Source organism: Nonomuraea sp. NPDC049714 (assembly GCF_044465295.1).
Lineage (GTDB): Bacteria > Actinomycetota > Actinomycetes > Streptosporangiales > Streptosporangiaceae > Nonomuraea.
Map to the genome: position 1 here is coordinate 1 of NZ_JBITLM010000018.1, position 10441 is coordinate 10441.

Here is a 10441-nt window from a genome sequence, read left to right on the forward strand (position 1 = left end):
CCATGACCACCTCCTCATTAGGGAAGTAGCCAGCCTGCCGGGTCCACCGCCCAGAGATCAATTACCCGACCGACGTTGAGTGACAGGCCACTAGCACGTCCCGGCGCGTCCTAGCGCGTCCCGGCGCGTCCCGGCGCGTCCCGGCGCCGGGGGCGGCGTATCCCGTCCCGTTCCACCGTGGGAGAACGGCGCGTCTCACCCCGTTTTGTTCTGCGGTGGGGGACGGCGGGGCCTGCCGTCCCCCCTCCGGGTCAGGCGAAGGCCGGCATGATCTGGTCGTGGATCAGCCGCAGCTGGGTGTCCACGTCGGCCACCTCGGGCAGTTCCCGGCCCATGAACTGCTTGACCAGCGTCGCGTCGGTGACGGCGAGGATCATGTGGTTGACGCCCGACGGCTCGATCTCGCGCTTGATCTTGGCCACGCACTCCTCCGGCGTGCCGGCGATGGACAACCGCTCCCCCAGCTCGGGAGTGGTCAGCTCGATCGCCCTGGCCAGGTCGCCGGCGCCGAGGGCGTCGACGATCGGCTTCATCGCGCCCGGGTCGACGCCGTTGCGTTCGAGCTGCTCGGCGGGCATGGACGAGGCGTAAAGGCCCACCATGCTGCGGGCCGCCTCCTTGGCCACGGCCGAGTCCGGGCCGGTGGCGAAGACGACCCAGGCGCCGATGTCCATCGACGAGGCGTCCTTGCCCGCCCGCTCCGCGCCGGCCGTGAAGTGCTGGACGAGGTAGTCGTAGGCCTCGCGGGTGTAGCTGAGCGCGTGGTGCACGCCGTCGGAATGCTCGCCGGCCGCCTGGAAGGAGCGCGGTCCACGCATCGCGCCGAGCTTGACCGGCACGCGTTCCTGCACCGGGCGGGCGAAGGTGAACAGGCCGGTGTACTTGAAGAACTCGCCGTCGAACGTGATCGCGCCGTCGTCCAGCAGCGTGCGCACCACGTACGCCGCCTCCTTCACCCGCGACAACGGCTTGGTGACCGTCCAGTCGATGTTGTACTGCGCGAGCAGCCCGAAGTTGCCGCTGGACAGCACCACCTCGGCGCGCCCGTCGCTGAGCTCGTCGAGGGTGGCCGCCGCCTGGGCGATCAGGGACGGCTCCCGCAGCACCACCGACGACACGCTGGGCCCGAACCTGATGCGGGACGTCTGCTGCGCCGCGGCGGCGAACAGCAGCCACAGGTCCTTGTGCCAGGTCTCGTCGGCCGCGTAGCAGGCGTGAAAGCCGAGCTCGTCGGCCAGGCGAATGGACGCCAGCGAGTCCCGCAGCGGATAGTCCGGCAGCATCACGTAACTGAACTTCATCGTGCGACCTCCTGAGGGATGGCGTCGCCCGAGGGGGCGTCGCCCTTGTCGTACGGCTTGGCGACCAGCAGGTAGATCAGCCCGGCGGCGACCACCACCAGCCCGGACAGAGCCACCAGGTAGTCGTCGTACCAGGGGGCGTCGGGCGTCCTCGGCCAGGCCATGTTGACGATGGCGAGCACCCCGTAGAGCAGCGCGGCCACGTTGACGGCGAGGCCCGCGCGCCCCAGCGTGAACGGTCCCGACGGGCGCCAGCCGCGTAACCTGGCCCGCAACGCCGCCAGCACGACCATCTGGAAGCCCAGATAGATGCCGAGCACCGCGAAGGAAATGATCTTGATGAGGGCGTCCTCCGACACGATGGAGCCGAGCACGACCAGCGCGGGCACCACGGCGGCGACCAGGAGCGCGTTCGGCGGGATGCGCCTGGCCGGGGAGAACCTCCTGAACGCGCGGCTGCCCGCGATCATGTCGTCGCGGGCGTAGGAGTAGAGCAGCCGGCTCGCCGCCGCCTGCAGGCTGAGCGCGCACGACAGGAACGACAGCAGCACCACGCCGAGCACGACCTTGAGGCCGGTGGCGCCGAACGCGGTGGTCAGCACGTTCGTGACGGGGTCGGCGTCGGTGCCGGAGACGACGGCGGCGAAGTCGGGCACCGCGAGCAGCAGCGCCAGGCAGACGAACGTCGCGGCGGCGCCGCCCACGTAGATGGTCATGCGCATGGCCTTGGGGATGCGCCGGGTCGGGTCGGGCACCTCCTCGGCCACATCACCGCACGCCTCGAACCCGTAGTACTGAAATATCCCGATAAGTCCGGCGGCCAGGAATGCCACGAAATATCCGGACTCTGACCCTGCGCCGAACGAGTCGAACAGCACCCCGAGCCCGTGGTGCCGCTGGGTGAGCAGCAGCCACCCGCCCACGGCCAGCGCCCCGACCAGCTCGGCGGTGAACCCGATGATCGCCGCCAGGGCCAGCGCCCTGGTCCCCGCCAGGTTGATCGCCAGCGCGACGCCCAGGATGATCAGGGCGCAGAGGATCGTGTTCCCTGAGCTCACCTCGATCCCGAGAAGGGCGGACAGGTACGGTCCCGCCCCGTACGCCACACTCGCGATCGTGACCAGCAGCGCGACCAGGTACACCCAGCCTGTCATCCAGGCCCACCGCCGCCCCCACAGCCGCCTGGCCCAGGGGTAGATGCCGCCGGTCAGCGGGTACTGTGAGACGATCTCGCCGAAGACGAGCGCCACCAGGAACTGCCCGGCGCCCACGATGACCAGGCTCCAGATCATCGGCGGCCCGCCGAGGGCCAGCGACGAGGCGAACAGAGTGTAGATCCCGACCACGGGAGACAGGTACGTGAAGCCGAGGGAGAAGTTGGCCCACAGGCTCATGTCCCTGCGGAACTCGGAGGTGTAGCCGAGGTCGGCCAGCCGGGAGTCGTCCGCCGGACTCAGCGGGGCGTCATTCGTCGAGGTCACGGAGGAGCTCCTCGCCGGAGATCACTGTGTCGGCGAAGTGCCGGTGCATCCAGGCCAGGTGGTCGGCCCGGGACCGCACCAGGCGCAGGGTGTCCCAGTTGGGGAAGGTCTGCTGCGTCACATGCTCGGCCATGAGGCCGGGCTCGACCTCGTAGACGTGCTCGAACCGGGTGATCGCCACGTCGCTCACCCGCTGGGCCGGCGGAGGCGACATTTCCTCTTGATAGCGATATTTCATGATTTCTCCGCGTACGCCTGGTCCAGCAGGTACTTGCCGGGATTCATGATGTTGTTCGGATCGATGGCCCGTTTGATGGCGAGCATCACGTCGTACCCGCCGCCGAGTTCGGCGGGGACCAGGTCCACCTCGCCCTCGCGGCACGAGCCGTGGCACGCGCTGATCGAGCCGCCGTAGGCCAGCGACACGGCGGCGAGGTCGCGCTTGGCCCGCACCCACGCCGCCCAGGCGGCGTCGTCCAGCCGCTGCTCCCAGATGCCGATGTCGATCTCGGTGAGGTAGTCGGCGCCGGTCGCGCCGTTGGTGTAGGCGAACATGCCCCAGTCGTCGAACACGTCGCTCTCGCGCCGCAGCCGGTCGGCGATCTCGTGCCAGGCCAGTCGTACGGCGGGCAGGTTCGTGTAGTTGATCGAGGCGTCCTCGCAGTGCCAGCTCATCGGGGCGACCTGGCCCGACCGGGTGCGGCCGTGCAGCGGCGTGGCGTACCTGTCGTGCCTGGCCGCCCAGTCGCCCTGCGAGATCTCGTCGCCCAGGTAGCGGGCGCCGAGCGAGCGGGCGATGCGCAGCAGCCTCCTGCCGCCGGCCCGGACCTCGTCCTCGTAGCCGTACAACGCGGCGCACACCAGCGCCTTCACCGACGACGGCTGCGGGATGTAGGCCTCGTCGTCGCGCCGCAGGTAGTCGACCTTCCACTCGTCGAACAGCACCGCCCCGGCGAACGTGGCCACGCCCGCCCGCGCCAGCGCGCCGACCGCACGGTAGGCGCTGTCGTAGTCCTCGAACGCCCAGAACGGCGAGAACTCCGCCTCCGGCTTGGGGAACAGCTTGAGCGTCGCCTCGGTGGCGATGCCGAGGGTGCCCTGATGGCCCATGAACAGGTGCTTGAGCTGGTATCCGCTGGAGCTCTTGGTGATCTTGCGGCCGATGCCGTCGCCGACGTGGATGACGCGGCCGGACGGCAGGACGTGGTCGAAGCTGAGCACCAGGTCGCGGCTGTGGCCGTAGCGGGAGCCGATCAGCGACCAGCCGCTGGTGCCGATCCGGCCGCCGACGAGCGAGCACGGATAGGACGCCGGATCGTCCGGATATATCAGGCCATGTTGGGCTAACACCTCGTTGAGCTTGAGCGCATTGATGCCGGTGCCGACCGTACAGGTGCGGTTGTCGAGGTCGATCTCCCTGATCTGGTCGATCCGCTTGACGTCCACCACGATGCCGCCGCGCAGCGGCACCGCGCCGTCGGTCAGCCCGGTGCCGCCGTCGCGCGGCACCACCGGGATCCGCAGGCTGTCGGCAAGCCTGAGCACCTCCGCGACCTCCTCCGTGGAGCCCGGCAGCACGACCAGGTCGGGCATCCGCTCCGCCCACCGGTGCACCGGGAACGGCGCGGGCACGCGCGCCCGGTTGAGCCGGTCGGCCTTGCCGGTCAGCACATGCTCGGCGCCGAGAATCCCCCGCAGCTCCGCCAGCACGGGATCCCCGATCACGACGCTCATGACGCCGCCTCCGGCCCGCGACCGCCGAATCGCCCGCTCATGGCGCCACCCCCAGCGACTCGGCCAGCAGCTCGTGCAGGTCCACGACGTCGATCGAGCGTGCCTCGCCGGCCTCCGACAGCGGCCGCTCCGACCACGGGCAGGCGCTGACCAGCGTGTCCACGCCCAGCTCGGCGGCCTTGCCGATCCGCTGCTCGCTGATCTTCGCGGTCAGCTCCGGCTTCTCCACGGGCAGCCCGCCCCCGCCGCCCGAGCAGTACGACCACTGCGTCACCCGGTCCTCGTCATGGAAGGTCAGCCCGGGAATCGCCCGCAGGATCTCCCGCGGCTCCCGCCAGACGCCCTTGCGCTTGTTGAGCCGGCACGGGTCGTGGTAGGTCACCGTACGCTCGACCGGCACGTGCGGCGTCAGCCTGCCCTCTCTGATCAGCTCCGCCAGCAGCTCCACGACCAGCACGATCTCGATGTCGTACGCGTCGCCGAAGTACTTCGGATAGTCCTCGGTGAACGTGATGTAGTCGTGCGGGTCCAGCACCAGCACCCGGCGCACCCCGGCCGCCCGCCAGTCGTCCAGGTTGTGCCGGGCGAACCGCCGCGCCTGCTCCTCGTAGCCCATCTCGGCCGCCGGGCCGCCGCAGCACCACTGCTCGTTCATCAGCCCGAACTCATACCCGGCGAGCCGCAGGATCCGGGCCACCGAGCGCGGCACCGAGGTGCGGTAGAAGGCCGCCTCGCAGTCGACGAACAGGATGCTCTCCCCGCCGATCGGCAGGTCCAGCCCGTCGGCCCAGTCACGCACCCGCGCCTGGTCGACCGGTGTGCCGTTGAGCACCGGCTCGTGCCCGCGCTCGTCGGTGAGCAGGTTCCAGCGCTGCCAGCCCGGCTGGTGCACGCCCTGCGAGACGGCCAGCCCGCGCACGGCCTTGACCAGGTCGACCGTACGGGTGCGGAAGCGGTAGAAGTCGCCGGTGAACAGTGAGTTGGGGCAGCGCAGCTCGCACGCGCCGCATCCGGTGCAGTTGACGTAGTCGGCCGCGACGTCCGCGACCTCGAGCTCGCCCTTCTCCATCGCCACGACGTTGGCGTGGAAGGCGGTGGGACTCCAGGACTCGTTGCGCGTGACCTGCATGACGGGACAGACCTCGCGGCAGAACTTGTGGCCTGAGGAGAAACAGTTGTAGGCGGCATCGCGCCACTCCTCGGCGAACTCCTTCTCGGGATCCGGCATGTGGCCTCCCAAAGGCGGGTTGCGGTTAAAACTATGAGTTCATATTTCAAATGGCAATATGCTGGAGCGTGTGAGTCAGCTCCCCAAGGCGGCGATCTTCGCCCCGCTCGACGACGGTTCCGGCCGGGTGGAGGTCGTGGCGCGCCGGCTGGCCGAGGCGATCGCGCTCGGCCTGATCGCCGACGGTGACCAGCTCCCCGCCGAGCTGGAGCTGGCCAACGCGCTCAACGTCTCCACCGTGACGCTGCGCGCGGCCCTGGCCGCGCTGCGCGAGCGCGGGCTGGTCGAGACCCGCAGGGGGCGCGGCGGCGGCACGTTCGTGCTCGCGCCCGCCGCCCCGTCCACGGCCCGGCTGCGCCGCCGCCTGCGCGAGCTCAGCACCTCGGAGCTCCGCGAGATCGGCGACTACCGCTCCGCGATCGCGGGCACCGCCGCCCGGCTGGCAGCCCTGCGGGCCTCCGCCGACAACGTCACGCGGCTGCGTCAGATCCTCGGCCGCCTTGAGGCGGCCACCTCGGTGGACGAGCGCCGCCGCGCCGACGGCCGCTTCCACATCGAGGTCGCCGCCGCCGCCCAGTCCGTACGGCTGACGCGCGCCGAGATCGACATCCAGGCCGAGGTGGGCGAGCTGCTCTGGCTCCCGTACGGAGAGGCGGTCGACCCCCGGGACACGGCGCGCAGCCACGCCCAGGTGATCGACGCCATCGAGGCCCGCGACCCGGCGCGCGCCAGGTCGCTCACCGAGGAACACATCGACAAGGGGATAGAACGTCTGATGGAGTTCCATTGGCGGCTCGTCGCATCCGAGTGAGGAGGCCACGATGAGTGATCGGCACGTCGGTCAGGTGGCGGACCGGGTCCACACGATCGTCGCGGACATCTTCGGCTCGCTGGATCGCATCCTGGCGAGCGTCGTGACCTGTTATCGCGCCTCCGGGTCGTTCGCCTGCGCCGACCTGGCCACGGTCCGGCCGGAGATCTTCGCCTGCCTGAGCAGGACGAACGAGGTGGTGGCCGGGGCCGGCGTGATCGTCGCGCCCGGCGTGCTGGCCGACCGCCGGCGGTGGCTGGAGTGGTGGCAGGCGCCGCCCGAGCAGGATCCGATCTTCCTCGACGTGGACCTCGACCCGGACAGCCTCGGCTTCTACGACTACACGGCCGCCGCCTGGTTCGCGGTGCCGGAGCGCACCCGCCGCCGCCACATCGTCGGCCCGTACGTCGACTACGGCGGCACCGACACGTACATGCTGACCTTCACCGCGCCCGCCGAGGTGGACGGCCGCTTCCTCGGTGTGGTGGGCGCCGACGTGCGGGTGGCCAGGTTCGAGGCGCTGCTGCTCGGCGTGCTGGCGGCCAGCCCCACGGAGATCACGCTGGTGAACGGCGAGGGCAGGGTGGTGGCGACCAACTCCCCGCGCCTGCCCGCCGGCTCCCTGCTCCCGGACCCGGGGGCCGAGCGGCTCCCGTTACCGGAGTTGCCGTGGAGCATCGTCACGTCCGTCAGGGCAGGCGTGGGTCATGGGGTGAAGCGGTAGCCCATGCCCGGCTCGGTGATGAGGTGGGCCGGGCGTGCCGGGTCGCGTTCGAGTTTCTTGCGCAGCTGGGCCATGTACTGGCGCAGGTAGTGGGTCTCCTTGACGTGCTTACTGCCCCACACCTCGGCGAGCAGGTGGCTCCGGGGGATGAGCTTGCCGGGGTTGCGCAGCAGGATCTCCAGGATGTGCCATTCGGTGGGGGTGAGCCGCACGTCCCCCGAGACGGTCTTGCCGGTCAGGTCCACCGTGTGGTCGCCGATCCGCACGTCGGCCAGGCCACCGGGCTCGTGGACGGCGGTCCGGCGGGCGACGGCGCGGATGCGGGCCAGGAGCTCCTCGATGCTGAACGGCTTGGTCACGTAGTCGTCGGCGCCCGCGTCCAGAGCGTCGATCTTGTCCTGGTTCCCGGCCCGGCCGGACAGGACGACGATGGGGATCCGGGTCCAGCCGCGCAACCCCTGGATGACGTCGACGCCGTCGAGGTCGGGCAGGCCGAGGTCGAGGACCACCAGGTCGGGCTGCCACCGGGCGGCCTCGCGCAGCGCTGCGGCGCCGTCGGGGGCGACGGCGACCTCGTAGTGACGGGCGGCCAGGTTGATGCGGAGCGCGCGCAGGATCTGCGGTTCGTCGTCGACGACGAGGATCTTGGTCATGGCGTGTGGATGGGCAGGTCGACGATCATGGTGAGGCCTCCTCCGGGTGTCTCCTCGGGTACGAGCGTGCCGCCCATGGCCTCGGTCAGCCCTCGCGACAGCGCGAGCCCGAGCCCGACGCCGGTGTCGTTGTCCCGGTCGCCGAGCCGCTGGAACGGCAGGAAGACCCGGTCGTGGGCCTCGCGCGGGATGCCGGGCCCACGGTCGATGACGCGGATCTCGACGTGGTCGTCATGCCAGCTCGCGGTGACGATGACCTTCCGCTCGGGCGGGCTGTAACGTACGGCGTTGCTCATCAGGTTGACCAGCACCCGCTCCAGCAGGGCCGGGTCGGCCAGGACCTCGGGCAGTTCGATGGAGACGTCGCCCTCGACGCGGTCGCGCAGCGGCCCGAGGTCGCCGATGGCGTGGGGGACGATCTCGTCCAGGGCGATGGGCTGGAGTGACAGGCCGAGCACGCCGGCCTGCAGGCGGCTCATGTCGAGCAGGTTCTCCACCAGCCGGTCCAGGCGGGCGAGCGACTCGTCGGCGGTGGCCAGCAGCTCGTCGCGGTCCTGCGGGGTCCAGTCGATCTCGCGGCTGCGCAGGCTCTCCACGGCGGCCTTGGCGGCCGACAGCGGGCTGCGCAGGTCGTGGCTGACGGCGGCGAGCAGCGCGGTGCGCATCCGGTCGGCCTCGGCCAGCGGCCTGGCCTGCTCGGCCTCCCGCTGAAGGCGTTCCTGGCGCAGCGCGACGGCCGCTTCGGCGGCGAACGCCTCCAGCACCCGCCGGTCGCTGGCGTCCAGCAGCCGGCCACGGGCGGCGAGCACCAGCCTGTCGTCGATCACGACGTCGGTGTCGGCGACGGCCGGGTTGGCGCACGGGGCCGTGCCGGAGGTGGAGACGATCCGCCAGGCGGCGGGCTCGGCCTGGTCGTCCGGGGCGGGCTCGCCGAGGCGTTCGAGCAGCGTGACCGAGTCCAGCGCGAAGGTCTCACGCAGCCGGCCGAGGAGCGACGGCAGCGCGGCCTCGCCGCGCAGGACGTGCCCGGCCAGGGTGGAGAGCACCTCCGCGTCGGCGCGGGCGCGGGCCGCCTCCCTGGTCCGGCGGGCGGCCAGGTCGACGATCGCGCTGACCGCGGCCGCGACCAGGACGAACACCGTCAGGGCGAAGAAGTTCTCCGGGTCGTGGATCGTCCAGGTGTACAGGGGCGGCGTGAAGAACCAGTTGAGCAGCAGGAACCCGCCGACGGCCGTGACGATCGCGGGCCAGGTCCCGCCGACGAGCGCGACGGCGATCACCAGGCTCAGGAACAGCAGGATCTCGCTGGGCAGCGAGATCACGTCCCGGAACGGGGCGAGCGCCGTGGTCAGCAGTGGCAGGCCCGCCGCCGCCACCGCCCACCCGAACAGCCGGCGTTTCCTGGTCAGCGCCGCCCGGGAACGTTCGAGCCGGCGGCGGCCCTGCTTGGCCGCCTCGTGGGTGACGAGGTGGACGTCGATGGAGCCGGACCGCGCGGTGGTCTCCACGCCCACGCCCCGCGAGAGCAGCTGGGCGAACCGGCCCCTGCGGGAGGCGCCCAGCACCAGCTGGGTGGCGTTGACCCCCTGCGCGAAGTCGAGCAGGGCGCGCGGGATGTCGTCGCCGACCACCTGGTGGTAGGTGCCGCCCAGGCTCTCGGCCAGGGCGCGCTGGCGGGCCAGGTTGGCCGGGTCGGCTCCGGCCAGCCCGTCGGCGCTGGTCACGTGGACCGCCAGCAGGTCGGCGCCCTTGGTACGGGCGGCGATGCGGGCGGCCCGGCGTACCAGCGTTTCCCCCTCGGGGCCGCCGGTCAGGGCTACCACGATGCGTTCGCGGGCCTCCCAGGTGCCTTCGATGCCGTGGTCGGCGCGGTAGCGGTCGAGCTGCTCGTCCACCTTCCCCGCCACCCACAGCAGCGCCAGCTCGCGCAGCGCGGTCAGGTTGCCGACGCGGAAGTAGTTCGCCAGCGCCGCGCTGACCTTCTCGGGCGCGTAGACGTTGCCGTGCGCCATCCGCCGCCGCAGCGCCTCGGGAGACATGTCGACGAGCTCGATCTGGTCGGCCCGCCGCACCACCTCGTCGGGGACCGTCTCCCGCTGCGGGATGCCGGTGATCTGATGGACGACGTCGTTGAGCGACTCCAGATGCTGGATGTTGACGGTGGAGACGACGTCGATGCCGGCGTCGAGGATCTCGTCGATGTCCTGCCAGCGCTTGACGTTGCGCGAGCCGGGCACGTTGGTGTGGGCCAGCTCGTCGATCAGCGCGACCTTGGGTGCGCGTGCGATGACCGCGTCGACGTCCAGCTCGGCGAAGGTGGCCCCGCGGTGGACCAGCGTCCTGCGCGGGATCACCTCCATGCCCTCCAGCAGGGCGGCGGTCCGCGGCCGGGGGGGGGGGGGGGGGGGGGGGGGGGCGCGCGCCCCCCCCCCCGCCCCCCCCCCCCCGGGCGCCGGGCGGGGGGGGGGGCGGGAGGGGGGTGGGGAGGGGGGGCGGGGCGCCGCCGCCG

At 71.4% G+C, this 10441-nt stretch carries 8 protein-coding genes and 1 pseudogene; 2 read left to right on the plus strand and 7 right to left on the minus strand.

Translation table 11 applies throughout. From position 1 onward, the window contains the following. Window positions 1-251: 251 nt before the first annotated feature. Genes ACIBQX_RS45205 through ACIBQX_RS45225 form a run of 5 tightly spaced genes read right to left on the minus strand, consistent with a single transcriptional unit; the run spans window position 252 to window position 5744 of the window. A complete protein-coding gene (locus ACIBQX_RS45205) occupies window positions 252-1301 on the minus strand; it encodes an LLM class flavin-dependent oxidoreductase (protein ID WP_397015983.1) in 1050 nt (349 codons plus the stop codon). After that, window positions 1298-2782, minus strand: a complete 1485-nt coding sequence (locus ACIBQX_RS45210) for an APC family permease (protein ID WP_397015985.1) — start codon at window positions 2780-2782, stop codon at window positions 1298-1300. Before ACIBQX_RS45210 ends, ACIBQX_RS45205 begins: the two co-directional genes overlap by 4 nt. After that, window positions 2766-2996 (minus strand): hypothetical protein, encoded by a 231-nt coding sequence (locus tag ACIBQX_RS45215; RefSeq protein WP_397015987.1) that lies wholly within the window; start codon window positions 2994-2996, stop codon window positions 2766-2768. The genes ACIBQX_RS45210 and ACIBQX_RS45215 overlap by 17 nt, the downstream gene beginning before the upstream one ends. A 20-nt stretch (window positions 2997-3016) precedes the next feature. Further along, window positions 3017-4516 (minus strand): FAD-binding oxidoreductase, encoded by a 1500-nt coding sequence (locus ACIBQX_RS45220; RefSeq protein ID WP_397015989.1) that lies wholly within the window; start codon window positions 4514-4516, stop codon window positions 3017-3019. A 37-nt stretch (window positions 4517-4553) separates the two neighbouring features. Next, a complete protein-coding gene (locus tag ACIBQX_RS45225) occupies window positions 4554-5744 on the minus strand; it encodes a (Fe-S)-binding protein (protein WP_397015991.1) in 1191 nt (396 codons plus the stop codon). Between the two features lie 70 nt (window positions 5745-5814). Between ACIBQX_RS45225 and ACIBQX_RS45230 the strand changes: the two genes are divergently transcribed. Both ACIBQX_RS45230 and ACIBQX_RS45235 read left to right on the plus strand, forming a co-directional pair. Then, a complete protein-coding gene (locus tag ACIBQX_RS45230) occupies window positions 5815-6555 on the plus strand; it encodes a FadR/GntR family transcriptional regulator (protein WP_397015993.1) in 741 nt (246 codons plus the stop codon). A 10-nt stretch (window positions 6556-6565) separates the two neighbouring features. Next, window positions 6566-7279 (plus strand): hypothetical protein, encoded by a 714-nt coding sequence (locus ACIBQX_RS45235; protein WP_397015995.1) that lies wholly within the window; start codon window positions 6566-6568, stop codon window positions 7277-7279. Here ACIBQX_RS45235 and ACIBQX_RS45240 read toward each other — a convergent pair. After that, the gene (locus ACIBQX_RS45240) at window positions 7261-7932 is read right to left on the minus strand and encodes a response regulator (protein WP_397015997.1); all 672 of its coding nucleotides are present in this window, start codon (window positions 7930-7932) and stop codon (window positions 7261-7263) included. The genes ACIBQX_RS45235 and ACIBQX_RS45240 overlap by 19 nt on opposite strands. Then, window positions 7929-10322, minus strand: a pseudogene (locus ACIBQX_RS45245) (DUF4118 domain-containing protein); the annotation flags it as partial. The gene ACIBQX_RS45240 and the pseudogene ACIBQX_RS45245, both read right to left, overlap by 4 nt. Window positions 10323-10441: the final 119 nt, after the last annotated feature.